At 71.4% G+C, this 24,904-nt stretch carries 19 protein-coding genes and 2 pseudogenes; 9 read left to right on the top strand and 12 right to left on the bottom strand.

Annotation, left to right across the window (positions count from 1 at the left end; all coding sequences use genetic code 11):
• Positions 1 to 70: 70 nt before the first annotated feature.
• Positions 71 to 1,375: a streptophobe family protein gene (locus ACGFWI_RS01970; protein ID WP_393903935.1), complete on the top strand. Its 1,305-nt coding sequence runs from the start codon at positions 71 to 73 to the stop codon at positions 1,373 to 1,375.
• A 33-nt stretch (positions 1,376 to 1,408) separates the two neighbouring features.
• Here ACGFWI_RS01970 and ACGFWI_RS01975 read toward each other — a convergent pair whose 3' ends face one another.
• The gene (locus ACGFWI_RS01975; RefSeq protein ID WP_393903936.1) at positions 1,409 to 1,861 is read right to left on the bottom strand and encodes a MarR family transcriptional regulator; all 453 of its coding nucleotides are present in this window, start codon (positions 1,859 to 1,861) and stop codon (positions 1,409 to 1,411) included.
• Between the two features lie 99 nt (positions 1,862 to 1,960).
• Between ACGFWI_RS01975 and ACGFWI_RS01980 the strand changes: the two genes are divergently transcribed.
• The gene (locus tag ACGFWI_RS01980) at positions 1,961 to 2,374 is read left to right on the top strand and encodes a DUF1398 family protein (RefSeq protein WP_393903937.1); all 414 of its coding nucleotides are present in this window, start codon (positions 1,961 to 1,963) and stop codon (positions 2,372 to 2,374) included.
• 37 nt (positions 2,375 to 2,411) lie between these two features.
• On the opposite strand, the pseudogene ACGFWI_RS01985 reads toward ACGFWI_RS01980, so the two are convergent.
• The 5 genes and pseudogenes from ACGFWI_RS01985 to ACGFWI_RS02005 form a co-directional block, all read right to left on the bottom strand.
• A pseudogene (locus ACGFWI_RS01985) lies at positions 2,412 to 2,498 on the bottom strand (VOC family protein); the annotation flags it as partial.
• Between the two features lie 157 nt (positions 2,499 to 2,655).
• Positions 2,656 to 3,204: pseudogene (locus tag ACGFWI_RS01990) on the bottom strand (YciI family protein); the annotation flags it as partial.
• A 145-nt stretch (positions 3,205 to 3,349) separates the two neighbouring features.
• Positions 3,350 to 4,402 carry a serine/threonine-protein kinase gene (locus ACGFWI_RS01995; RefSeq protein WP_393903938.1) on the bottom strand — a complete coding sequence of 351 codons (1,053 nt, stop codon included), beginning with the start codon at positions 4,400 to 4,402 and terminating at the stop codon, positions 3,350 to 3,352.
• Complete coding sequence (locus ACGFWI_RS02000; protein ID WP_393903939.1) at positions 4,399 to 5,124, bottom strand: hypothetical protein; 726 nt, start codon at positions 5,122 to 5,124, stop codon at positions 4,399 to 4,401. Before ACGFWI_RS02000 ends, ACGFWI_RS01995 begins: the two co-directional genes overlap by 4 nt.
• A gap of 16 nt (positions 5,125 to 5,140) precedes the next feature.
• Positions 5,141 to 7,483: an FHA domain-containing protein gene (locus ACGFWI_RS02005; protein WP_393903940.1), complete on the bottom strand. Its 2,343-nt coding sequence runs from the start codon at positions 7,481 to 7,483 to the stop codon at positions 5,141 to 5,143.
• 387 nt (positions 7,484 to 7,870) lie between these two features.
• Between ACGFWI_RS02005 and ACGFWI_RS02010 the strand changes: the two genes are divergently transcribed.
• Positions 7,871 to 9,466 (top strand): solute carrier family 23 protein, encoded by a 1,596-nt coding sequence (locus tag ACGFWI_RS02010; protein ID WP_393903941.1) that lies wholly within the window; start codon positions 7,871 to 7,873, stop codon positions 9,464 to 9,466.
• Between the two features lie 82 nt (positions 9,467 to 9,548).
• On the opposite strand, the gene ACGFWI_RS02015 is transcribed toward ACGFWI_RS02010, so the two are convergent.
• Positions 9,549 to 10,274 carry a transcriptional regulator gene (locus ACGFWI_RS02015; protein WP_393903942.1) on the bottom strand — a complete coding sequence of 242 codons (726 nt, stop codon included), beginning with the start codon at positions 10,272 to 10,274 and terminating at the stop codon, positions 9,549 to 9,551.
• A gap of 645 nt (positions 10,275 to 10,919) precedes the next feature.
• Here ACGFWI_RS02015 and ACGFWI_RS02020 point away from each other — a divergent pair.
• Both ACGFWI_RS02020 and ACGFWI_RS02025 read left to right on the top strand, forming a co-directional pair.
• Positions 10,920 to 13,346 (top strand): glycosyltransferase, encoded by a 2,427-nt coding sequence (locus ACGFWI_RS02020; RefSeq protein ID WP_393903943.1) that lies wholly within the window; start codon positions 10,920 to 10,922, stop codon positions 13,344 to 13,346.
• Entirely contained in the window at positions 13,343 to 14,548 is a 1,206-nt protein-coding gene (locus tag ACGFWI_RS02025; RefSeq protein WP_393903944.1) for an acyltransferase family protein, read from the top strand. The genes ACGFWI_RS02020 and ACGFWI_RS02025 overlap by 4 nt, the downstream gene beginning before the upstream one ends.
• 98 nt (positions 14,549 to 14,646) lie before the next feature.
• Here ACGFWI_RS02025 and ACGFWI_RS02030 read toward each other — a convergent pair whose 3' ends face one another.
• Positions 14,647 to 14,967 (bottom strand): hypothetical protein, encoded by a 321-nt coding sequence (locus ACGFWI_RS02030; RefSeq protein ID WP_393903945.1) that lies wholly within the window; start codon positions 14,965 to 14,967, stop codon positions 14,647 to 14,649.
• Between the two features lie 18 nt (positions 14,968 to 14,985).
• On the opposite strand from ACGFWI_RS02030, the gene ACGFWI_RS02035 reads away from it, so the two are divergent.
• Positions 14,986 to 15,420 carry a MarR family winged helix-turn-helix transcriptional regulator gene (locus ACGFWI_RS02035; protein ID WP_393903946.1) on the top strand — a complete coding sequence of 145 codons (435 nt, stop codon included), beginning with the start codon at positions 14,986 to 14,988 and terminating at the stop codon, positions 15,418 to 15,420.
• A 22-nt stretch (positions 15,421 to 15,442) separates the two neighbouring features.
• Here ACGFWI_RS02035 and ACGFWI_RS02040 read toward each other — a convergent pair whose 3' ends face one another.
• On the bottom strand, positions 15,443 to 16,243 hold the full coding sequence (locus ACGFWI_RS02040; RefSeq protein ID WP_393903947.1) for a maleylpyruvate isomerase family mycothiol-dependent enzyme: 801 nt from the start codon (positions 16,241 to 16,243) through the stop codon (positions 15,443 to 15,445).
• Between the two features lie 160 nt (positions 16,244 to 16,403).
• Positions 16,404 to 18,371, bottom strand: coding sequence for an amino acid transporter (locus tag ACGFWI_RS02045; RefSeq protein ID WP_393903948.1), 1,968 nt, complete (start codon positions 18,369 to 18,371; stop codon positions 16,404 to 16,406).
• A gap of 285 nt (positions 18,372 to 18,656) precedes the next feature.
• Between ACGFWI_RS02045 and ACGFWI_RS02050 the strand changes: the two genes are divergently transcribed.
• The gene (locus ACGFWI_RS02050; protein WP_393903949.1) at positions 18,657 to 19,121 is read left to right on the top strand and encodes a DUF4118 domain-containing protein; all 465 of its coding nucleotides are present in this window, start codon (positions 18,657 to 18,659) and stop codon (positions 19,119 to 19,121) included.
• Between the two features lie 65 nt (positions 19,122 to 19,186).
• On the opposite strand, the gene ACGFWI_RS02055 is transcribed toward ACGFWI_RS02050, so the two are convergent.
• Complete coding sequence (locus ACGFWI_RS02055; RefSeq protein ID WP_393903950.1) at positions 19,187 to 19,675, bottom strand: hypothetical protein; 489 nt, start codon at positions 19,673 to 19,675, stop codon at positions 19,187 to 19,189.
• Between the two features lie 184 nt (positions 19,676 to 19,859).
• Positions 19,860 to 22,412, bottom strand: coding sequence for a SpoIIE family protein phosphatase (locus ACGFWI_RS02060; protein ID WP_393904001.1), 2,553 nt, complete (start codon positions 22,410 to 22,412; stop codon positions 19,860 to 19,862).
• A 332-nt stretch (positions 22,413 to 22,744) separates the two neighbouring features.
• On the opposite strand from ACGFWI_RS02060, the gene ACGFWI_RS02065 reads away from it, so the two are divergent.
• Positions 22,745 to 23,272 carry a DinB family protein gene (locus tag ACGFWI_RS02065; RefSeq protein ID WP_393903951.1) on the top strand — a complete coding sequence of 176 codons (528 nt, stop codon included), beginning with the start codon at positions 22,745 to 22,747 and terminating at the stop codon, positions 23,270 to 23,272.
• Positions 23,273 to 23,670: 398 nt separating this feature from the next.
• On the top strand, positions 23,671 to 24,798 hold the full coding sequence (gene rsgA, locus ACGFWI_RS02070; protein ID WP_393903952.1) for a ribosome small subunit-dependent GTPase A: 1,128 nt from the start codon (positions 23,671 to 23,673) through the stop codon (positions 24,796 to 24,798).
• Positions 24,799 to 24,904 lie beyond the last annotated feature (106 nt).

Below are 24,904 nucleotides of genomic sequence, written 5' to 3' on the forward strand. Positions count from 1 at the left end.
CTGCGGGGCGGCCAAGGTGTCCTTCCAGGCGGATCGTTGGTACGCGGTCCCGTGACCGGCAGGAGAGAGCGTGAGCCAGATGCGAGGCCCCGCGTCGGCCGGTTCGCCGGGCCCGGTGCGCCGCCGCGGCGCACCGCCCGCCGTCCGGTTCTGGGCGCAAGCGCTGGGCACGGCCCTGGCGGGCATCGTCACCATGATCGTGGTCGCCGCGCTCGGCCTGTGGGCGGCGGGCGCGGCGGACCTTCCCGGCGGGGCGTTCCCCTCCGTGGTCGCGGCCACCGTGCTGGTCGCGGCGGGCGGCTCGGTCGGTCTCTACGGCGACGTCGGCGGCCTTGCGCAGGCCGATGCCGCCCTGGACGTCGTACCGCTGTCGGTCACGCTCGCCGGTGCGCTGGTGACCGCCGCCGTCTTCCTGCTGCCGCTGCGTCACCGGGCGGTGGCCGGCACCCGGGAGCTGCTCGGCCGGATCGTCCGAACGGCGGTGTGCTGGCTGGTGCTTCTGCTGCTGCTCACGCTCGCCGCCCGGCACGGCTTCCGGATCTCCGTCGGCAACGACCTCGCCGATCAGCTCGGCGCCGACCTGGGCGCCACCCCCACCGTCGGCTTCCACGCCGATGTGCCCGCGACCCTCGGGTTCGGACTGCTGTGGGTGCTGGCGCTGCTCGTGCTGACCTTCGTCGTCTCGCGGCGGGCCCCGCTCTCGCCCCAGCTGCTGCACTTCCAGTCCTCCGTACGGCCACCCGCCTTCGCGATGCTGCTGACGCTGCTGGGCTATGTCGTGATCGGGCTGGTCATCGCCGTTGTCGAGCTCTTCACCAAGGGGCGCCCGGCCGAGACGTTCGCCGTCATCTTCCTCGGGCTGCCGAACCTCGCCTGGATGGCGCTGGGCATCGGCACCGGCGGAGCCTGGGTGGGGCATGTCGACAAGGGCATCAAACTGCCCCTGCCGCACATCCTCGACCAGGTGCTCCGTACCCACGGGAAGCAGACCCTCGACCTCGGCTCGCTGGCGGAGCGTGACGGCCGGGCCTGGCTGCTGGTGGCGGTGGCGGCCGTGGTGCTGCTCGTCGCCGCCTTCACCGCGGCGGTCCGCTCCCCGGCCCGGTTGCCGGCCTGGCGGCACGCCGTCGAGATGGCCGTCGCGCTGGGGCTCACCCTGCTCGTCGTCGGACTGCTCACCCGCATCTCCGCCCACTACGGGCTCTCCCTGCTGGGCATCGGTGACCTCGGCGGCGACCTGGGCGGCGAGGTCACCGTGGACCCGCAACTCCTGCGGCTGGTGGGCGTGGGCCTCGCCTGGGGGCTGGTCACCGGCTTCCTCGGCAGCCTGGCGGCGCGGCGCGTACGCCATCCGGGCGAGGTGGGGGAGCCGTAGCGGGAGCCGGAGCCCGGGGCGTCGCCTCCGCGCTCACTCCGGGTCCCGCACCTGGCCGGCTCCCTGGTTCCGTACCTCCTCGGTGAGGCGTTGCAGGACGGCGCGCGCGGCGGCGAGATCGTGCTCGGGAAGGTGCGCGGCGAGAGCCTTGTGGGCCGCCTCGGCGCGCGCCGTGATCTTGCGCAATGTGGTGCGCCCTTCGGCGGTCAGGGTCAGCAGCGGGGACGTGCGGTGGTCCGGGTTGGGCAGGAACTCCGCCAGGCGGGCGCCGGTCAGATCGTTGGCCACGCGCTGGACGCCCTGCCGGGCGATGCCGAGCCGGCGGGCCGCCTGCGGAACCGTGAGCGCCTGCTCCGATACCGCGCTCATCAACTGCCAGCGGGCCTGGGTCTGTCCCTCGGCGGCGGCTACGGCCTCGCCCGCACGGCGCAGGGCTCCCGCGGCCTCGAAGACATCCGCCACCAGCAGAGCCATCTCGTCGGGCATCTCACGCTCCATATTTGACAACATGTTGCCATCTTGGCATTCTGTTGCCATGATAACCGTGGCACTGCCCGGGCCGACACCGGATCCCCGGAGGAACTCATGAGCATCACCACCGACACCCTCGAAGCCGCCCTGGAACGCGCCGCCGCCGTCCGCCCCCAGGTGGGCGGATTCCCCTACCTCGCCGAGGCTCTCCGTCAGGCCGGCATCACCACCTACCGCCACACGGTGGCCTCGGCCACCAACCTGTTCCTGACCGGCACCGGCCCCGTCATCAACCAGGCCACGCCGCTCTGCAACGGGATGACGGATGTCGCCCCGTTCGATGCCGAGGCCGTCGTCACCGCCCTCCGGACCGATCAGGCCGGTAAAAGCAGCTACCCCGAGTTCACTCGGGCGCTCTGGGCGGCGGGTGTCGTCGACTACACCGTCGACCTCGCCGAGCGGAGCTGCACGTACCGCGGCGCGACGGGCGAGAACTATGTCGAGTTCTATCCCCACGTCGATATCTGACGCCTGCTCGCCGGCTGACTTGCGCTCAGGCTCCGCGTCAGGACGGGGCGAGGACACAGAACTCGTGGCCCTCCGGGTCGGCCAGGCACGTCCATGGCACGTCGCCCTGGCCGAGGTCGAGGTCGGCTCGCCAACCAGTGGGCTCGGCCCTGCCGGATGAACCGCCACGGGACCACCGGTGTGTGTCAGGCCGAGGCATCGGTGGGGTCGGGTGAAACACGAGGATGCCGAGCGGTCCGAAGGGCTTCGGGGGTGACGTCGGCCTGGACGTCCTCGGGGTATGACGGCCGCCCGCCGAACTGCCAGTTGTGCACCTCGATGTCGGCGTACCGGTCCTGGGTCAGGACGGCGCGTGCCGTGTCCGGGTCCGGCGCCCGGACCAACGCCGCCGTGCCCAGCCAGGTGGCGCCGTTGTCGGACAACAGCGGCCCGTAGGCGATCAGTTCGTCCTGGTCGGGCGGGACCGCGAGGTCGGCGGCCTGCCCTGTGCCGAGGCCGAGCACCAGGTACCGGTTGCCATCGGTCCGGCCGCCGGGGAAATCCCACATGGTGCGCCCCAGGGTGTTGCGCCACCGTCGCAGCAGCACGTCCCGGTACGCGCCGGCCTGGTAGTTCGGCTCGTCGAAGGCGAACGCGCGGGCGGCGACGGGACCGGGCAGATCGACGATGTGCACGCTGCCGGTGGGTGTCTCGCCGTCGTCGGCGAGGGTCGGGCCCCGGGCGATCAGCTCCTTCGCGTACCGGTCCATATAGGACCAATGCTCTTCCAGTAGCTCGTCGCGCAGCGCTACGGAGCCGGGCCGGTCGCGGTGGTAGCAGAAGAACTCCATGCCCGTAGGGTCTCTTCAAGGAGGCAGCCGGGTCGAGCGGGTTTCCCTGCGATGACTGCTCGGCGGCCTCATCCAGAAGGCCGCCGCACGCGCCGCCCAGGCCCTGTCCCGCGTGGATCACGACGGGCCCGCGCGGCTACGCGGATCACGACGGGCCCGCGCGGCCCGGGAACATCGGGGTCGCCCAGCGCGGTGGCGGCGGGGGAGCCGGACTGCGCCGGCCGCCCGGGTCCGCCTGGGCGTCCACCTGCGTCATGGGGTGCGCCCGCGAGGTGCCCACGGGTGACCCGGGGGCCGCGGTCCGTCCGGCCGCGCGCAGGGCCGCCACGAACCCCCGGCAGGTCTCGTAGCGGTTCTCGGGTGCCTTGGCCAGGGATTCGGCGAAGACCGCATCGACGGCCTCCGGCAGATCGGGGCGCCGCTCCGTCAGCGCCGGCGGGGGATCGTACTGATGCGCCCACAGCAGCGCCATGTCGTCATCGCGCCGGAACGGCGGCGCCCCCGTCAGCATCTCGAACAGGACGCAGGCCAGGCTGTAGACATCGCAGCGGCCGTCCACCGGACGGCCCGAGATCTGCTCGGGCGCCACATAGTCCAGCGTGCCGACGAACTGGCCGACGCTGGTGAACCCGGTCAGCGACAGGGACTTCTTCGTCAGCCCGAAGTCGGTGAGATAGGCGTGTTCGGGGCGGTCGCTGTCGGTGCCCTCGGCGATCAGGATGTTGCCCGGTTTGACGTCCCGGTGCACCAGGTCGTGCGCATGGGCGGCGTCCAGCGCGGAGGCGACCTGGAGGGCGATCCGGCAGGCGGTCTCCAGGGGCAGCGGGCCGTCGCGGTCGAGCAGCGCCCGCAGATCCCGGCCCTGGACGTAGCGCATCGCGATGTAGAGGACGCCGTCGGTCTCGCCGGCCTCGAAGACCGGCACGATGTGCGGATGGTCGATCGCCGCGGCCACCCGCGACTCATGGGCGAAGCGCTGACGGAACGTGTCGTTACGGGCCAGCTCGGGCGCCAGCAGCTTCACCGCCACGGTACGGCCGAGCCGCAGATCTTCCGCGCGGTAGACCACCGCCATCCCGCCCCGGCCGATCTCGTCCTGCAGCAGATACCCGGCGATCCGCCGCCCGCGCAGGCTGGAGGCGTCGGGAGAGGTGGAGCGCTCCCGGGGCCGGTCGGGCCCCGTCCGCTCGCCGTTCACCGGGTGTCACCCACGGGGTTCGGTGGCTGCGGCGGGGGATCGCCGGGGCGCAGGGCCCGGGTCCGGTCGGGATCCGGCGGGGGCGGCGACGGCTGCCCGTCCGCCGGTCCCGGCGGATCGGCTTCCGCCCCGGCCCCGGACCCGTCGCCGGCCGGCGGATCCGCCGCCTCTCCCGGCTCGTCCTGCGCTCCCGAGCCCGAGCCCGCTCCCGGAGGCGTCTGCTCCCCCGGCCGCGACGACGGGCCCGCCGTCACCGCATATGTCTGCAACGACACCCCGTCGCAGTAGCACCACCGCTCGTGCCGCGCGTCGTACATCCAGACCGCATCGCCGTCCACGACCACCCCCAGCCGGGTGCCCCGGGTGCGCCGGGTGAACGACTCGCCGTCCAGTTGCCCGGCGGCCAGCTCCTCGATCAGCCGCCGGAACCGGCTCAGTTCACCCTCCACCGCGCCCAGCAGCGGACGGGGGTCGGCGGTCCGGGCGGCGGGCTGCGCGGCGGCCGGCGGCTCATGCGGTACGGACAGCAGCAGCCGGCCGTCCACCCATGCCGACCAGCCGTTGGAGCACAGCGCCAGCGCCCAGTCGCCGCGGCGGTCGATGATCTGGACCGGCAGCAGCGGATCGAGCGGCGAGGTCGGCCGGGTGGTGTCCGGCGCCGACCAGGTCGCCATCCCTTCCGGGGGAACGACATGGCTGGGGAGGAACTCGGGCGCGGTCACAGGCGGCTCCTCGGCCCTACTTGCGCATGATCTCGGGTTCGTGCCGCCGCAGCAGCTTGGTGACCAGGAATCCGAGGACCAGCGCGAGCACGAGCATCATGCCCATGTTCAGCAGCCAGATCCCCGGGGTGTGCTGGAACAGCGGGTCCGACGTCCCCTGCGGTACGAGGCGGTGCAGATCGATGGTGCCCGCCATGGCCCCGAGGGCCCACCGGGACGGCACCAGCCACGCCAGCTGCTCCAGCCCCGGCACCCCGTTCAGTTTGAGCAGCGCACCGCAGAACACGACCTGGACGATCGCGAGGAGGACCAGCAGCGGCATGGTGACCTCCTCCTTCCGCACCAGCGCGGACACGAACAGGCCGAGCATCATGGCGGTGAAGGCCAACAGGGCCACCGCCAGGATGATTTCGATCAGTGGTGGCAGCAACACGCCCTTGCCGCCGGGTGCGTTCAGCTGGACGCCGAACAGCGCCACCAGGGTCAGCACCACGGCCTGGACGATCGTGATCGCGCCCAGTACCAGCACCTTGGACATCAGATATGCCGAGCGGGACAGGCCGACGGCTCTCTCCCGCTGATAGATCGTCCGCTCCTTGACCAGCTCGCGCACCGCGTTGGCGGCGCCGGTCAGCACCGCTCCGACGCACAGGATCAGCAGGGCGTTGATCGCGGCCGCGCCCTTGGCGAGCGAGGATCCGGCCAGGGCGTGTGCCATCGCCCCCATCACGAACGGCAGCGCGACCATGATGATCAGGAAGGTCCGGTCGGCGGTCAGCGCCGCCGCATAGCGCCGCACCAGCGTGTTCAGCTGCTTGCCCCAGCTCTGCGCCTTGGGCACGGCCACCTGCCGCTTCGGCGCCTCGGGGGCGCGCAGCGGCTGATGGGAGTCACCGGCCACATAGCGCCGGTACGGCGGCGAGGCGCGGAAGTCTCCCGCCCAGTCACGGTCCCTGTCGTTCTCGAAGGCCTCGAACGCCTCCGGCCACTGCCCGTACCCGAAGTACGACAGCGCCTCCTCCGGAGGCCCGTAGTAGGCGATCGTCCCGCCCGGCGCCAGGACCAGCAGCCGGTCGCAGACATCCAGGCTCAGCACGCTGTGGGTGACGACGATGACCGTGCGGCCGTCGTCCGCCAGGCCGCGCAGCATATGCATGACGGAGCGGTCCATGCCGGGGTCGAGACCGGAGGTCGGCTCGTCGAGGAAGAGCAGCGACGGCTTCGTCAGCAGCTCCAGGGCCACGCTCACCCGCTTGCGCTGGCCGCCCGAGAGGCTGTGGATCGGCTGGTTCACCCGCTGGTCGAGGCCCAGTTCACGGATCACCTCGTCGACCCGCGCCTGCCGCTCGCCCTTCGCGGTGTCCTCGGGGAAGCGCAGTTGTGCGGCGTAGCCGAGCGCCCGGCGCACGGTCAGCTGCAGATGGAGGATGTCGTCCTGCGGTACGAGCCCGATGCGCCGGCGCAGCTCGGCGTAGTCGCGGTAGAGGTCACGGCCGTCGTAGAGCACCGTGCCGTCGTCGGCGGGGCGCAGCCCGGTCAGCGCGTTGAGCAGCGTCGACTTGCCGGCGCCGCTGGGCCCGACCACGGCCAGCAGCGACTTCTCGCCCACCGGGAAGGACACCTTGTCCAGCAGCGTCTTCCGGCCCTTGTCGACCCGTACGGCCAGATCCTGCACGTCCAGCGAGACCTCGCCGGTATCGATGAACTCCTGCAGTTCATCGCCGACCAGGGCGAACGCGGAGTGGCCGATGCCGACGATATCGCCGGGGATCATCGGGGCCCGGTCCACCGGCTGGCCGTTGAGATAGGTGCTGTTGTGGCTGCCCAGGTCGACGATCTCGAAGCCCTCCGGGCCCGCCCGCAGCTCCGCGTGCCGCCGGGAGACCGTGAGGTCGTCGACGACCAGGTCGTTGTCGGGCGCGCGGCCGATACGGGTGGTCCGGGCGGCCGGCAGCGGCCGTACCGCACTGGGACGGCGGAAGGTGCGGGTGCCGGCGGGATACGAGACGGCGGAGGGCCGCTCGGACCGGGTCGGCCGTGACACCCCGGAGAGCACCGCACACGGACCGTCGGCGGGGTTGCCGAACCGGATCACACTGCCCGGCCCGATGCCGGTCTCCTCCACCCGCCGCCCGTCGGTGAAGGTGCCGTTCGTGCTGCCCTCGTCCGCCACCGTCCAGTGGCCGGACTTCGTCCGCAGCACCGCGTGGTGCCAGGAAACCCGGGTGTCGCTCATGACGAGCTCGCTCTCGGGGTCCCGCCCTACGTGATAGACGCGGCTGGGGCTCATCACCTGGGTGTTGCCGTCGGACTCGACGACGAGTTCCGGCGCGGTGGGCGCATCCTGCCGCTCAGGCATACCGAAATTTTACGGCGGCGGACCGCGCCCCGCCCGTTGGCGCATACGTTGCCGCGGCGCGCAAAACCCCTTCCCAAAACGGGATTTCGGGGCGTGATCACCTTTTATACGAGCGAATACGACCGGTTACTCGCGAGAAACGGTGCAGGTCAACTAAGGTGAACGTTCCGATTAGTCCACCTGTAAATTCCATCGAAATACCGGAATTTGCTGCGCTGATCGAAGGAAGTCCTACCGAATCAGGACGCAAAGTGCAGCACAGGGCTACGTGGTGTCGGCGACACCGCTCAACGTCGGCTTTGTAAGACCCAGCCGGCCCGTCCGTCCCCCGAAACGCGACGGCGCCGGTTCCTTCTTATTCACCTACCTCGCGAAGGCAAGGCAGAGATGGCACGAGTCTCCCGGCAAAACCCCCAGCAGGCCCACCCCGTCGACGAGGTGCTCCCCGTCGGCAAGCTCACCCTCTACGGTTTCCAGCACGTCCTCGCCTTCTACGCGGGTGCGGTGATCGTCCCGATCGTCCTCGGGAACGCCCTGGGTCTCTCTCATGAGGAGCTCGTCTATCTGATCAACGCGGACCTGCTGACCTGCGGTGTCGCCTCGATCATCCAAGCCCTCGGCGTCTGGAAGGTGGGCGCCAGGCTGCCGCTGGTCCAGGGCGTCACCTTCACCGCGGTCTCGCCGATGATCGCCATCGGCCTGGGCGCGGGCGGCGGGACCGCCGGGCTGCTCGTCGTCTACGGCGCGGTGATCACCGCGGGCATAGCGACCTTCCTGTTCGCGCCGTTCTTCAGCAAGCTGGTGAAGTACTTCCCGCCGATCGTCATCGGTACCATCCTCACCATCATCGGCCTCACCCTCATCCCGCAGGGCCTCCAGGACGCGGCGGGCGGTGCGCAGTTGATCGGGCACGCCGGATACGGCGATCCCAAGAACCTCGGATATGCGCTGGGCACCCTGCTGTTCATCCTGGCCGTGGTCCGGCTCGGGAAGCCGTATCTGAGCAGCCTCGCCGTACTGCTCGGTCTGGTCGCCGGTACCGGGGTCGCCTGGCTCCTCGGCGATGTGGATTTCGGCCCGGTGAAGAATGCCGACTGGTTCGGTGTCAGCACGCCATTCCACTACGGAATGCCGAAGTTCGAGCTGTTCCCGGTCATCGCCATGGTCGTCGTCATGCTGATCACCATGGTGGAGACCACCGGAGACGTCTACGCCATCGGGGAGATCACCCGTAAGAAGGTCGACAACGCCACGGTCGCCAACGCCCTGCGCGCCGACGGTGTCGCCACCGTACTCGGCGGGGTGTTCAACTCCTTCCCCTACGTGGCTTTCGCCGAGAACATCGGCCTGGTGCGGATGTCGAAGGTCATGAGCCGGTTCGTGGTGGTCGCGGCCGGCGGCTTCATGATCGTCCTGGGGCTGCTGCCGAAGGCGGGCAGTGTGGTGGCCGCGATTCCGCACCCGGTGCTCGGCGGCGCCGCGATCGCGATGTTCGGCATGGTCGCCGCGGTCGGCATCCAGATCCTGGGCAAGGTGGATCTGCGCGAGGAGCGCAACGCCCTGATCCTGGCGGTCAGCCTCGCCGCGTCGCTGCTGCCCAACGCCGTCGCGCCGTTCTTCGAGCGGATGCCGGAGGACGTCCGCGCGGTCCTCAACAGCGGCATCACGCTGGGCAGCCTCACCGCCGTCCTGCTGAACCTCTTCTTCAACGTCTTCACCCGCCGCAGCACGATGGAGATCGACTGGGACGACATGGAGGACGACGAGTCGGCGGAGGAGCAGGGTCCGATGGGCGCGCACGACCCGGTCGGCGCGCACGGTGCGTGGGGTACGCACGAGCCGGTCGGCGCGCCCGGCCCGGCGGACCCGTACGACCCGCAGGGCCCGCGCACTCAGCAGGGCCTCTACGACCCGCAGGGCCCGCACAACCCGCAGGGTCCGCCCGGACCGCAGGGCCCGCACTGGGGCAGCGCCGGCCACTGAGCCTCGACGGCCGCGGGCGGGGAGGGAACCGTATCCAGGTCCCTCCCCGCCCGCTGCCCTCCGTCCGGCCCGACCGCTCCCGTCAGTGGGTGGCCACGGTGTTGAACGGCGGCGCCTCGCCCGCATCCCCGATCAGATCCCAGAAGTGGTCGACGAGCCGGCGCAGATACGCCGAGCGCTCGGCCGCGACCTCCTTGAGCCGGGAGTCGTCGTTCCGCGCCACCACATGCCCCATGTAGCGCTCGGAGAACTCCGCGAACTCCGCATGCATCGTGCGCAGGGCGTCGCTCACCCGGGTCTTGTTCAGCGTGGAGATCTCCGTGATCGGTCCCACATGCGCCTTCCAGCGCCCGTCGATGGCCGACCGCAGATGCCCGGCCAGCTCGTCGTTCCGGCCCATCACCCCGATCAGCTTCCGCAGCGACAGCCCCAGTGCCTCCACCAGTGCCTTGGTCTGCCGGTAGTCACCGTTCCACTGCTGTGCCGACTCGGCCGCCCAGTACATGGCCGGGTCCATGCCGATCAGCTGCGACAGCCGCTCCACGCTCAACTGGCGGGCCATCCGGTGTTCGGCCAGGGTCCGGGGCTCGATGCCCATCAGCATGGTCGGCGGGCACCACAGGACATCGGCCAGGACGAACAGCTGCGACTCGGACGGCGCTTGGGTCCCGTACTCCCAGGCCTCGATCAGCTCGGGATGGACCGGCGTGCCGCACGCCGTCATGGACTGGGCGACCTGAGCCGTACTCAGGCCCACCCGGGCCCGCGCGGATCTGGCCTCTGCGGGGGAAAAGGGAGTGCTGTACACCTACGGGACACCTCGCTGCACCGGCGAACGGGGGGTGCTTGGGGGGAGCGGAGCTGGAGGAACCTCCAGGAGCGGGCAGATTAACAGATGGTCGATAGGTACGAATCTCCAGTTCCCCTTCGAGTCGAAGGCTCTCAAGGGCCGCGAAGGCGGATGCGCGGGAGATGTGTACTATCTGTCCGATTTCACGCATCAACCCGCTTACTGGGTATAGCCGATGCCTTGGTGCTTACCGGGCGGTAGTGACTCTTGAGACCACCCGGTCGACGTGACGTAATAAGAGCGTTACGCAGATGAAGGTGTGGTGTCACAGTCAGCGTCAAGGCTGGCGTTGTCGGCCGGCCCCGCCCCGCGGAGCTGGTCCACACACCTGACATCCGGTCCTCCCCCCACAATCCGATCAGGATGGGACCCTTCATATGCGATCAGTGCTGGAACGCGCTCTTGCGTTCCGAGGCTTGGAGCCTGCACCAGCAGCCGTGCGCCCGTGCGCCCTCGTCCGCTCCCGGAGAGACGGACCCCGCAGAGTGAGCGCGCTTCACATGTCATGCATCTGACAACCGGCTGACGAATCCGGACCGCTGCCGCCGAGACGGCGGCCTGCCCGGCTCTGGCATGTCTCCTTGCACGAAAGGACCTTCCGAGGTGCTCACTTCGCACCACCACAACTCAAAGGGCTCACCCACGGCCCTCCTCGACGATGCGCACCACCCCGTCCGTCCGGCCCACCCCCGCCGCGACGACCCCACCGCCCCTACCGACCCCGCCGACGGCTCAAGGGGCGGAGGTCACGTCCTGCTGGTCGGCCTTCCGGGACCGCGTCTGGAGCGGCTCACCCGGACCCTGCGCTCCACCGGCCACGAGGTGAGCCACGCCCCGCCCGGCGAGGTCGACCGGCGGATGGGGCAGGCACAGCCGGACGCCATCGTCGCCCTCGGCGAACAGGGCGCACCCGGGGCCCACGACGAGCGCGGCCTCGAAGTGATCCGCGAGGTCCGCACCGTCCCCGCCGGCCGCGCGCTGCCGCTCCTGATGGTCACCGCCACCCCGGAGCCCGCCGCAGTGGCGGAGATGCTGCACCACGGCGCCGACGACTGCATACCCGAGGCCTCCGACCCGGTCGAGCTGTCCGCCCGTATCGAGGCCAAGCTCCGACGGGTCCCCGTGCCGGTCGAGAACCTGCTGCGCGACCCGCGCACCGGCCTGTACTCCCATCCGCACTTCCTGGATGAACTCGACCGCGAATTACAGCGTCCCGAGGCCGCCCGGCACGGCGGCGTGCTCGCCGTGGTCGGCGTGGCCGAGATGGCGGCCCTGGAGGCCCGGCTCGGGCAGCGGGTGCGCCGCGAGGTCGCCGAACGGCTGGCCGGCGTCGCGGAACGGCTCGGCAGCTTCTGTGACCGGCTCGGCTGGGACGACGACGGTCATCTGCTGATGCTGCTGCCCGGCGTCGACGAGGAGACGGCCCGCCGCGGCCTGGAGAAGTTCGCCGCCACCGTGGCCGGCACCCGGTTCATCGTCGCCGACGAGAACGTCCGCCTCACCCCCGCGATCGGCTGGCTCCCGCTGACCGGATGCGCGGACGGCGACCGAGCCACCGGCCAGGCCAGGGACGCCGTGCAAGAAGCGCTCCGCCACCGGGACCTGCGCCCGGTCCGCTATGCGCCGTGGATGCACGGCACACCGCACCGCCACCGGCGCCCGCCGCTCAGCACCCTGATCCGGCCCGTCGTCTCGGCGCTCTCCCCGCTCCTGGCGCTGCTGCTCGGCGTCGCGGTCCCGTTCGTGCTCTACCGGCAGGCGTACGAGCTGGGCTTCGACCTCGGCTCCGGCATGTACTGGGTGGTGGTGGCCGGACTGGTGCTGTCCGCGCTGCTGATCGTCCTGGAGTGCCTCTTCTCGCTCGACGCGGTCACCCGGCCCGAGACGCCCGGAGCGCCGTACCCGCCGGCCAGTGCCGTCATCGCCGCGTATCTGCCCAATGAGGCCGCGACGATCGTGGACACCGTCGAGTCGTTCCTGCGCCTCGACTACCCCGGCGAGCTGGAGATCGTGCTGGCGTACAACACGCCGCACCCGCTGCCCGTCGAGGACACCCTCCGCGAGATCGCGGTACGCGACCCGCGGCTGGTGCTGCTGCCGGTCGCCGGCTCCACCTCCAAGGCGCAGAACATCAATGCCGCGGTCACCCGCGTCCGCGGTGAGTTCGTCGGCATCTTCGACGCCGACCACCACCCGGCCCGGCACTCCTTCCGGGACGCCTGGCACTGGCTGTCCAACGGCCATGACGTCGTCCAGGGTCACTGTGTGATCCGCAACGGCGACAGTTCCCGGGTCGCCAAGCTGGTGGCGGTGGAGTTCGAGGCGATCTACGCGGTCAGCCACCCGGGCCGTACCCGGCTCTACGGCTTCGGTGTGTTCGGCGGTTCGAACGGGTTCTGGCGCACCGACCTGCTCGCCCGTACCCGGATGCACGGCTCGATGCTGACCGAGGACATCGACTCGACGCTGCGCGCACTGGGCGAAGGCGCCCGGTTCGCCGTCGACCGCACCCTCATCTCCCGTGAGCTGGCGCCCACCACCCTCAAGGCGCTGTGGAACCAGCGCTCCCGCTGGGCGCAGGGCTGGCTCCAGGTGTCGCTGAAGCATCTGTGGCGGGGCCTGCGCTCACCGGTGTTCACGATCCGTCAGAAGCTGGGTCTTCTCGTCCTGTTGGGCTGGCGGGAGGTGCAGCCCTGGCTGACGCTGCAGATCCTGCCCATCCTGCTGTACGCGGCCTGGAAGGCCGGCGGGCTGCAGCGGCTCGACTGGGCGGTCCCGGTGTGCGTGCTGGCGATGCTGTTCACCATGGCGGCCGGTCCGGTGCAGGCGCTCTTCGCCTGGCGGCTGGCGGTTCCCGAACTGCGCGGCCGCGGACCGTGGTTCTGGTCCTACCTCTTCGTCTCCACCTTCTTCTACAGCCACTTCAAGAACATGGTGGCCCGACAGGCCCATCTGAAGGAGGCGTTGGGGGACCGGCAGTGGCGGGTCACTCCGCGGGTCGTCGCGACGAAGGCGGTGGCCCGGCGATGAGCAGCACGGATGCCACGGCCGGCAGCCGGACCAATGCCATCTCCGGCTTCCGCGGGCTCGCCGCGATCAGCACCGTCGCCTTCCACGTCTGGCAGCAGTACTTCCGCTACGACGCGCAGGGCAGCCACCCGCCGGTCGACAACCCGGTCCTCGGCGCCGCCCTCTCCCTCGAAGTCATCGACCTCTTCTTCGTGCTGTCCGCGTACCTGCTGACGCTGTCGTACGCACGGGCCGCCCTCGACGGGCGCTCGATCCGGCCGGCCCGGCACTTCCTCTTCCGGCGGGCGATCCGGATCCTGCCGCTGTACGTCCTGGCGGTGCTGGTCGTCTGGGCGAGCCGCAATCCGACGCTGCCGGGCAACTGGCGGGACCTGGTCGAGCACCTCACCTTCACCCATGTCTTCGACCAGCAGCGGATCTTCTACACCCTGGGTCCCACCTGGTCGCTGTCGCTGGAGGTGTTCTTCTACCTCGTCCTGGTGGCGCTCGGGCCGCTGGCGGTACGCGCCTGCCGTCCGCTGCGGCAGCGCCGTACCAGGGTGGCGGTGTGCGCGGCGGGGTGCCTGTTCCTGTTCGCCGCGCCGCTCGCCTGGATCGCCGTGGCCCACTACGGGTTCGGGGTGCCGCACACCGACTGGGTGGCGTACTTCGGCCCGCAGGCCCGCTTCGGCGGTTTCGCGGCCGGAATGGGGCTGGCCGTGCTGACGGCCGCGCTCGGTGACCGGGGCCGACTCGGCCCGCGCACCGCGCTGCCGCTGACCGCGCTCGCACTGGCCGGTCTGTTCGCGCTCTCCCTGGACTCCGGTCCGGAGAACTTCACCTTCACCTTCTACCATCCGATCGCCTCGGCCCTGTGGGTGGTGCTGATCTTCAGCACCGTCCATGTGCGTCAACACACCTTCTGGCAGGGGTTCTTGACGTCCCGTTGGCTGACGGCGACCGGATTGATCAGCTACAGCCTGTTCATCTGGCACGAGCCGGTCATGCTCCAGCTCCATAACGCCGGCCTGCTGCCCACCGGGCAGCCCGGCTTCCCGTTGGCGCTGCTGATCGTGTTCCTGGCGGCGGTGCCCGTGGCCGCCGCGAGCTACTGGCTCATCGAATACCCGGCGAGCCTGCTCGGCGGCCTCAAGGACCACCGCGGCCGTCCGCGGGAGTTCTATCCGGAGCCGGTCACCCGCCCGGAGCCGGCCACCCGCTGACCCCTCGCCACCGTTTTCGCCGGAGATCAGCGCAGCTTGCGCCGGTCTCCGGCGAAGATCTTCGATGCACGCGGGCAGGGAGCGGTGTGCACCGCTGCTCAGTGCGCGAGATCCGTGGCGCCGCGGCGGCGTCCCCTGCCCAGCCGCCGGCTGATCCGGCTCATCGCCCGGGACATCCGGGACGGGAAGGCGTCCGGGGCGGGGAGGGCCACCGGCCGCACCCGGCCGTTGTGCAGGGCGGAGATCAGCCAGCCCCGCTCCGTACGGACGACCACGAGTGTCTGCCGGGACAGCCGCCGCTTGGGCAACTCGGAGCGCCAGGGCATCAGCACCGAGGCCGTGCCGTGGAGGACGGCGACGTCCGCTGTGAGGTGGCGGACGGCCTCCGGACCGCCGACGAGCATCGATCCGGCCAGCACGCCACGGAAGAGCCGGTCGTGGTTTTCCTGGAGGGCGGCGCGTCCCCGTGCATGGGTGACGAGGCCGCCGCGGCGGTGCTCGGACTGAACCGCACCGACCTGCGCTGCCTGGACCTGATCCTGGCCGAGGGCTCGATGGCGGCGGGGGAGCTCACCGCCGCGGCCAAGCTCAGCCCCGCGGCCACGACGACCGCCATCGACCGCCTCGAACGCGCGGGGTTCGTCACCCGCAGCCGGGATGCCGCCAACCGGCGGCGGGTTCTGGTCACCGCCACCGAGGCGGCTCGCGCCGCCGAGCGCGAGGTGTACGGGCCCGTGGGCGAGGCGGGCAGGCGTGCCCTGCGGCAGTACGACGAGCGGCAGCTCGCCGCGGTCCTTGACTTTCTGGAGGCGGCCCGCCGGATCCAGGAAGAGCAGACGGCCCGCCTCAAGGAGTTGTCGGCCCGCGGATGAGCGCCTGCCGGCAACACCGGCCTCAGAACGAGGAGTTGGTGAACCAGCGGGTCAGCAGCTCCTCGTCGCCCCCGGTCCGCAGGACGTCCGCGCCGCGGTCGAGGCGCCCGTACACAAGGAGCAGCAGATCCGCGGCGGCTCCCTCGACGACGGCGTCGGCGGAGCCGGCCGCCGCGTCGCCGGTCTGCGGCTCGACCCCGAAGCCGTCCGGCCGCAGGCGGACCAGCCACTCGCCGTCGGTGTCCGTGCACCGGAAGCGCAGGGTCTCGCCGTTGCCGCGCAGCTGCGCCGTCTTGGGGGCGAAGGAGGCCGCGAACGGGAGATTGACCAGGAACTCGTCCACGCCGTCGGCCGCGAGGCCGGGGTCGATCACCGTGCGGAGACCGACGGCGCGTTCCGCGTCGGTGCGGTGCACCAGGGTCTCGAACAGCATCCGCCGCATCCAGAACCGGGCATGGGGATCGGCGCCCCAGGCCCACATCGGGGCATCCGGGTCGGTCTCGGCGAACGCGTCGGCAGCCTGAGCCGCACCTGCCGTCAGCCAGCCGCCCCAGCCGTTGTCGTCCGCGGGCAGCTCCACCTCCACCTCGCGGCTGCGCGGCGGCTCCTGGACGCGCTGACGCAGCAGGAGGGAGAACACCCGCTGCACCCTCCCGGTGTGCCTGACCAGGTCGAGGAGCGTCCAGTCGGGGCAGCCGGGCACCGGCAGCGAGAGATCCGCGCCGTCCAGTGCCGCGACGAACCGCGCGGTCTCCGTAGCGACGGCATCGCGGTGAACGGCAGGGGTGACGGTCGCCCGGCCCGAGGTGTCCGACGTGTTCATGGGCGCTGTTTCCCGATCTCCTCGGCCCGGCGACCTGACCCGCCGGGCATCTGCGCGCAGCGTGTCACAGCCGGCCGCGGGGGAGGAGGGCCACCCCGTGTGCGGGTGGCCCCGACGCCGGTCCTCAGGTACCGCGGGGCGGAGGGCCGGCCCGCGGCGTTCAGCCGACGTGGACCCGCGGGCGCCGGGCCGGGTCGGGCTCGGCGCGGCGGAGGACCTCCCGGGCGACCGGAGCGACCTCGCCGTCACCGAAGACCAGGAACCGCAGCAGATGGCTGAACGGATGGCCCTCGGTCCAGTTGAAGTAGGCGTGCGGCACCTGGCCGGTGTGCTCGCGCAGCTGCATCAGCACGGCGGCAATGGTGTTCGCCACGCCCGCGCCCTCCACCCGCAGGATCTGCGCCCCGTACCGCTCCTCGCCCCGGACGTGCAGGTCCGTGGTGAAGTCCGAGGAGTCCCTCACGGTCACTTCCAGGAACAGCACCGGCCGGCCGTCGGGTATATGGGTCTCCTCGCGCTGGCTGTACTCCTTCTCCTGGTACTCCGCCGCGTCCCGCTCGTCGGGCTCGTTGGCGATGACCCGCAGCGGCCCGGCCGCCATCGCGGCGCCGATCAGCCGCTCCGCCGTCTCGTCGAACTCGACCTGTACGGCGCGCAGTTCGAAGGCCCGGTGGACGCGTGAGGCGAACGAGGTCAGCAGGATGCCGAGGATGAACAGCAGCGCGATCTTCAGGCCGTCCGGCCGCTCGATGACATTGGTGACCAGGGTGTAGCCGAAGACGAGCGTGATGGCGCCGAAGCCGGCGGTGGCCGCGCGCAGCCGCCGGTGGCGGGCGGCGACCGTGGAGGCGAAGGACGCGGAGAGCATCAGCACCAGCACACCGGTCGCATACGCGCCGCTCTGCTCATCGACGCTGGCGTTGAAGAAGAAGGTGATGCCGAAGGCGGTGGCCAGGAAGATCAGCACCAGCGGACGCACCGCACGGGCCCACTCCGGAGCCATGCCGTAACGCGGCAGATAGCGCGGAACGAGGTTGAGGAGCCCCGCCATCGCGGAGGCGCCGGCGAACCAGAGGATGGCGATGGTGGAGAGGTCGTAGACGGTGCCGAAGGCCTCGCCCAGGTACTGGTGCGCGAGGTAGGCCAGCGCGCGCCCGTTGGCCGACCCGCCGGTCTCGAACTCCTTCTGCGGGATGAGCAGGGTGGTGGCCAGGCTCGACAGCAGCAGGAAGCAGCTCATGACCAGCGCCGCGGTAGTCAGCAGCCGGCGGGTGCCCCGGATCCGGCCGGCCGGGCGCGCATCGGTGTCGGTGGCGGCGCCCCGTACCTGCGGCATGACCGCCACGCCCGTCTCGAAGCCGGACATGCCCAGCGCCAGCTTCGGGAAGACCAGCAGCGCCACACCGATGATCGCCACCGGTGAGGAGTGCTCGGCGGTCATCGCGCCCCACCAGTTGCCGACCACCACGGGGTGCGACAGCACATTCCAGGCCGCGGTGGCCAGGACGACGACGTTCAGCACCAGATAGGTCCCGACGAGTCCGACGGCGATGCCGATCGCCTCACGGAAGCCCTTGAGGAACACCGCGCCCAGGGCGGCCAGCAGCACCAGGGTGATCCACAGGTTCGCGCCGTGCAGCAGGGGAGGGGCGAAGGGGTTCTCCACGACATGCGCCGAGGCGTCGGCGGCCGACAGCGTCATGGTGATGATGAAGTCCGTGGCGGCGAACCCCAGCAGCACCAGGACCAGCAGCTTCCCCGCCCACCACGGCAGCAGCCGCTCCAGCATGGCGATCGAGCCCTCGCCGTTCGGGCTCTCCTTGGCGACCCTGCGGTACACGGGCAGCGCGCCGAGCAGCGTCAGCGCGATCAGTACGAGCGTGGCGAACGGCGAGAGCAGTCCGGCAGCCAGCGCGGCGATGCCGGGCTGGTAGCCCAGCGTGGAGAAGTAGTCGACGCCCGTGAGGCACATGACGCGCCACCAGGAGTGGCCCTTGTGCTCGGCCGGCGGGGTGCCGTGCGGCCCGGGGTGGCGGGCGGCCTGGCTGCTGAGCCCGTCCAGGAGCCAGGCGCGCCACCGTCGGGAGGTGGAGGTGGGGGGCGTGGGGTCCGCCTGGACAGTGGTCATGCGGGGAGGTCCTGCCGATCATCGGTCGTCGTTCGGGCAACGAGGAGCGAGTATGCATCACCACGTCAGCGGCGCCTCGTCCCACCCCGCGCCGGGCGACATCGGTGGGTTCACCCCGGCCGTCAAGGCTGCGTCAGAAAGCGTCCGCCGCCCGTACGCAGGGCGTTAAGGACTGCGCCGCGGCGCTCCTGCTCCGTCTCCGGCGCGCACTCTGGCCGCAAGGGTCCACCGCGGTTCACGGGACCGACCGGTCCGCCGCAGGGGCCATAGCAGGAGGTGTTCCCGGTGGCCACGCTTCACCGCCCGGCGCCCTCACCCGGCCCGCACCTCCCCCACACCCCCGACATCCCCCGCACCCCACACCTCCCGCGGGTGACGCTGCCCCGTACGCAGCCGGCCCACCGGGCGCCGCCCGGCCGCACCCTCGCCCGTGACCTCGCGCTGCCGCTCGGGGCCCTGGGAGCGGCGCTGCTGGTGACCGCCCTGATGCTGACCGGTCAGCGTGCCCACGCCGCGGTCGCGCTCGCGGTCTTCGCCCTGCTGACGGCGGCCGTGTCGCTGCTCGCCCGGCCGGTGCTCGTACCCGTCGTGGCACTGGTGTCGTGGATGTTCTACGACGGCTTCGTGCTGAACCAGCGCTCGGACCTGGCCTTCCAACCGCAGGACCGGACGGGCCTGCTGGTCCTCCTCCTCGCCGGTGTCACGGGTGCGGGCTGCGCCGCCGTCGTACGGGCGGTCCGGCGGCACTAGCCGGTGTCTTTCGGCCCGGGAACGGCTGACCGGGGCTCAGCACCGGCACGCGGCCTCCGCGGCCCTCAGCACCAGCAACGTCCCCGGTGGTGCCGCCGGCAGAAGGCCGAGTGCCGGTACCGGGATGCCGCGGCCCTCCGACGCCGGCCCGACGCGCCCAGAAACCCCAGGCCGATGCCCAGCATCCAGGTGTCCTTGGCCATCGGAATCCCGTCCTGGGTCGGCCGCAGACTTCCCTCCTGCCGCATCCCGGGGATGCGCAGATACAGACCGACCAGCCCGCCGGAGAACCCGGTCAGTGCCAGTCCGGCCAGCCGGGTCGGTACGAACGGCACCAGCAGTGCGCCGGCGACCACGAGCTCCGAGCATGCCAGCAGCCGGGTGAACCGCTCGGCGGGAATCTTGTCCAGGAACGGATACGCCACACAGGCCATCCCGTGCACGGCCTCCGCGGTGGCCTGGTCGGCGTGCAGCTTCGTCAGCCCGGAATTCAGGATGAACGCACCGGTCGCCAGACGGGGGGCCAGATCACGCGCTTCGGGCAGCTGCACCATGGGAGCCTCCAAGATCAGATCTTCGGCCCCTTCACCGAGCTTAGCCAGGGGGCAACGGGGGTGCATCCGCCCGGCCGCCGCGGGCGGGGCCGGGCGGCCGGGGCACGGGTGACGGCGGACGGCCCTCCGCCCAGCCGTCCCGGGCGCGCCCCCCGCCGTGCCACGTCACAGCGCCGGCACGTCGTCACAGCGCCGGCACGTCGTCCCACTGGTCGAGGATGTCGTCGACCGAGTCCGCACCGGGTTCCGGCCGGCCGCCGTCGAGGGACTGCTCGGTCCAGATGACCTTGCCGTTCGGTGTGTAACGGGTGCCCCAGCGCTGGGCGAACTGGGCGACGAGGAAGAGACCGCGGCCGCCCTCGTCCGTGGTGGCGGCCCGGCGCAGATGCGGGGAGGCGCTGGTGCCGTCGGAGACCTCGCAGATCAGGGCGCGGTCGTACAGCAGCCGGACCCGGATCGGCTGGGCCCCGTAGCGGATGGCGTTGGTGATCAGTTCGCTGAGGATCAGCTCGGTGGTGAACGAGAGCGCCGCCAGCCCCCAGGACTCCAGTGTGTGCAGGCATGCCGACCGGATCCGGCCGACGGCCGCCGGGTCGGAGGGCACCTCCCATTCGGCGACCCGGCCGGGGTCCAGCAACTGGGTACGGGCCACCAGCAAGGCGATGTCGTCACTGGGGTGTTCGGGCAGCATCGTGTCGAGGACCGCCGTACAGATCTGCTCCGGTGTGCGGTCCGCCGCGGTGGCCAGGGCCGTGTGCAGGAGTTCCAGGCCGCTGCCGATATCGCGGTCGCGGCCCTCGATCAGCCCGTCCGTGTACAGCACCAGCCGGGAGCCCTCGCTCAGGGTGAGTTCCGTGGTCTCCACCGGCTCGCTGCCGCCCAGGCCCAAAGGCGGGGAGACGGGCATGTCGGGGAACGACACGGTGCCGTCGGGGGCGACCACGGCCGGTCCCGGGTGGCCCGCCCTGGCCAGGGTGGTCCGGCCGTCGCTCGGGTCGTAGATGGCGTACAGGCAGGTCGCGCCGGTGATGCCGGTGCGCCCCGTGTACGCCGGCACCCCCTCGGAGCCGCTGTCCATGCCGCCCGGCCAGGGCCCCTCGCCCTCGCCCTCCGCACCGGTTCCGGAGGCCGCCGCCTGCGCCTCGTCGGTGTCGATATGGGTGACGAGTTCGTCCAGATGGTTGAGCAGTTCGTCGGGCGGCAGGTCGAGCGCGGAGAAGTTGTGGACCGCGGTGCGCAGCCGGCCCATGGTGGCGGCGGCGTGCAGACCGTGTCCGACGACATCGCCGACCACCAGCGCGACCCGGGCGCCGGGCAGCGAGATGACATCGAACCAGTCGCCGCCGACCCCGGCGTGCGCGGGAAGATAGCGGTGGGCCACCTCCAGGGCGGACTGCTCGGGCAGGGTCTGCGGCAGCAGACTGCGCTGCAGGGTGACGGCCGTGGTGTGCTCACGGGTGTAGCGGCGGGCGTTGTCGATCGCGACGGCGGCCCGCGCGGTCAGCTCCTCGGCGAAGGCCAGATCCTCCTCCTCGAAGCCGCCGGACGTCTCGGTCCGCCAGAAGTTGGCCAGGCCCAGCACCACGCCCCGCGCCTGCAGCGGTACGGCGATCAGCGAGCGGATACCGGCGTCCAGCACGCGCTGTGCGCTCTCCAGGTCCGGTCGCCGCCACTCGTCCGACCTGCGCAGATCGTCCACCAGGATGGGCCGGCCGCTCTCCAGCGCCGTCGCCATCGGGGTGCCGGGCACAAACCTGAGCACCTCGCCCACCCGGTAGATCGCCGATTCGTCGGGGACCCCGCTGACCGCCATCCGCCGCAGATCGGTGCCCGTCCCGGCCGCCGGTTCATCGCCGCGGAGCACCGGCTCCAGCAGCTCGACGGTGGCCACATCGGCGAACCGGGGGACCGCGACATCGGCCAGCTCCTCGGCGGTACGCCCCACCTCCAGCGTGGTGCCGATCCGCAGCCCCGCGTCATAGATCAGCTTCAGCCGCTCCTGGGCGACCCCCGCCCGCCCAGCCAGCGCCCGCAGGTCGGTGGTGTCCCGCAGCGTCACCACGGTCCCGGCGGGCCCGCCGTAGGGGGCGGTCGGCCGGACGTTCACCGCAATCAGCCGGTCGCCCGCCGGCAGCACCTCGTCGGTCACTTCCCGTCCCGAGGTCAACAGCGAGCTCAGCCGCGGTTCCAGACCCAGTTCCGCGACCGGGCGCCGCTCCGCGTCGACGGGCAGTGCGAGCAGCCGCCGGGCCTCGTCGTTGGCCAGCAGCAGCAGTCCGTCGCTGCCGATGATCAGTACGCCCTCCCGTACCGCGTGCAGCACCGCGTCGTGATGCTCATACATCCGCCGCAACTCGGCCGGAGGCAACCCGTGCGTCTGCCGCCGCAGCCGACGGCTCACCCACGCCGCCCCGCCGGCGACCACCAGCAGGCCACCGGCGGCGCCGAGCAGCAGCGGCAACGGGTGCACCACCTGTTCGTCCGCCCGCCGGACACGGATCCCGACGGACACGAACCCGGCGGCCGAGCCGTTCCGGTCGGCGACCGGAACGGTCGTGTTCACCGCGGGGCCGAGGGCGAAGGCGGCCGCCCCGACGACGGAGCGCTGACGGGCCTCCTGCATGCTCGCGGCCTCCGCCTGGGGGACGAGAGCCACGACGGTCGCGACGACCAGCAGCACCGCGAGGGCGAGCCGCAGCACCAACACCTGGCCCGCAACGCTCTGCACTTTCAGCAGCGAGCGGAGGCGCCGTCCCGGGAAGCGTGATGACGGCCGGGAAGTGTCACCCTCTCGCCCGAAAATTTCCGTCATGACCCATATTTAGCATTGTGCTCCGCCGCGGGGTGCTCGGCCGCGTCGGCCCCGTGTGCCGCCGCTACGCCCTCGCCACACGCTATTGAGCGGTGCTTAACCGCCCATCCCGTGCCGCAGGTCCCTTACGCGTGAGACGCCGGGGCGAAGCCCCTCGCCTTCCTCGTCCTGCCCGTCTCACAGGACACTCTGACGCCTGGTTGCGGGCTGCCACATTGCCCTGCCACCCGCCCGCGCCCCGTGAAAGGGTAGGGCCCATGGGGACCACACCGGACGGGCGGACCATTCCGCCCCTACAGGCCGATGAACGCGCCATGCTGGAAAGCTGGTTGGACTTCCACCGTGCCACGCTCCCGCTGAAGTGCGAGGGACTGGACGACCGTCGGCTCCGCCTCGCCTCGGTGGCACCGTCGTCCATGACGCTGCTGGGCCTGGTCCAGCACATGGCGGAGGTCGAACGCAACTGGTTCCAGAGGGTGTTCGCCGGTCAGGACGTCCCGCCGGTGAACGGCGCGGGGAACGAAGACGGTTTCGCGCTCGCGCCGGACCGCGGGATCGACGAGGTACTGGCCCTCTGGCGCGCGGAAGTCGCCCGGAGCCGCGAGCTGATCGCCGCCGCCTCGCTGGACGACACCGGCAAACTCCCGGAACAGGAGGCCGCTCTCGTCGGCGGTCAGGGTGTTTCGCTGCGCTGGATCCTGGTCCACATGATCGAGGAGTACGCACGCCACAACGGCCATGCGGATCTGCTCAGGGAGAGCATCGACGGCGTCACGGGCGCCTGAATCCGTGACACCGGGCGCCTGGGCCCGGACCGTCCACCGCGCGTACGAGGGGCCCGACCGGATGACGCGGTCGGGCCCCTCGCGGGCATGGCGCGGGCGGCGCCGGGGGAGCGGCGCCGATGAGGGCGGAGGTGGCGTCGGGAAAAAGGATGGCGCCGCTGTGCCGGGCCGGTCTACGGTGAGCCCTGTTCGAGACGGTGTCCCGAGGTCACCGTCGTTGGCCGTCGAGGAATGCGGGAGGTGAGTACTGATGACTGTCGCTGCGCAGGGTGCTGTCCGCATCCAGAAGATCATCAATCTCACTTCTGCGGTCTCCGGCTGACTCGACGTCACATCTCTTCTTCTCCCCGCGCGTTGCGCGGGCGGCCGGGGCTGCTCCTTCCTGAAGGGCCATCCCGTTGTTCGACCTCGATCTCTCTGCTGCGCACCCGTTGACCGCCTATGGCTGGGACGACGGGTTCGCGGAGAATTTCACCCCCCATGCCGGGCAGGGGTTCGTGCCCGGCCGTATCGTCCGCGTGGACCGCGGGCGGGTGGATGTCGTCGTGCCCGAGGGCGAGGGCACCCGGACCGTTCTGGCGGATACCGCGCTGGTGGCCACGAGCGATCCGATGCGGGTGCCGTGCACCGGTGACTGGGCCGTGATCGACCTGGAGAACGGGCTGGTCGGCAGCCATCTCGACGGTGTGGTGCGGGCGTTGCTGCCCCGGCGTACGGCGTTTTTGCGCTCCGCTTCCTCCAAGCGTTCCGAGGGGCAGATCCTCGCGGCGAACGTCGACCACGCGGTGATCGCGGTGTCGCTGGCCGACGCGCTGGATCTCGGGCGTATCGAGCGCTTCGTCTCGCTGGCCTGGGAGAGCGGGGCGCAGCCGCTGGTGGTGCTGACGAAGGCGGATCTGGCCGGTGGGGCGGACACTCTGGGGTATCTCGCCGCCGATGCGGAGTCCGCGGCTTCCGGGGTGCAGGTGCTGGCGGTCAGCTCGGCGACCGGCGAGGGGCTCGATGTGCTCACCGCCGTGCTCACGGGAGGTACGTCCGTCCTCCTGGGGCAGTCCGGTGCGGGCAAGTCCACGCTGGCCAACGCCCTGCTCGGCCAGGAGGTCCAGCTTGTGCAGGCCATCCGTGACCGGGACGGCAAAGGCCGGCACACCACGACCACACGGGATCTGCGGGCGCTCCCCGGCGGCGGGGTGCTGATCGATACGCCGGGGCTGCGCGGGGTCGGGATGTGGGATGCCGGGACCGGGCTGGCCCGGACGTTCTCGGATGTCGAGTCGCTGGCCGAGGACTGCCGCTTCCATGACTGTGCGCATGAGGCGGAGCCCGGCTGTGCGGTGCAAGAGGCCCTCGGGAGCGGGGAGTTGCCCGTGCGCCGGCTGGAGAGCTACCGCAAGCTGCTGCGGGAGAACCAGCGCATCGTGGCCAAGACGGACGCCCGGCTGCGCGCCGAGATCCGCCGGGACTGGAAGCAGAAGCAGGCGCTGGGCCGACACATGATGGAGCGGAAGCGGGGGCCGCAGAAGTGAGGTGACGCGGCGGGGGGGGGGGGGGGGGGGGGGCCGGCGCCCCCCCCCCCCCCCCCCCCCCCCCCCAGACCCCCCCCCCCCCCCGGTCGGCGGCGGGCGGGTGGTT

This window comes from Streptomyces sp. NPDC048434 (assembly GCF_043200375.1).
Taxonomy (GTDB): domain Bacteria; phylum Actinomycetota; class Actinomycetes; order Streptomycetales; family Streptomycetaceae; genus Streptomyces.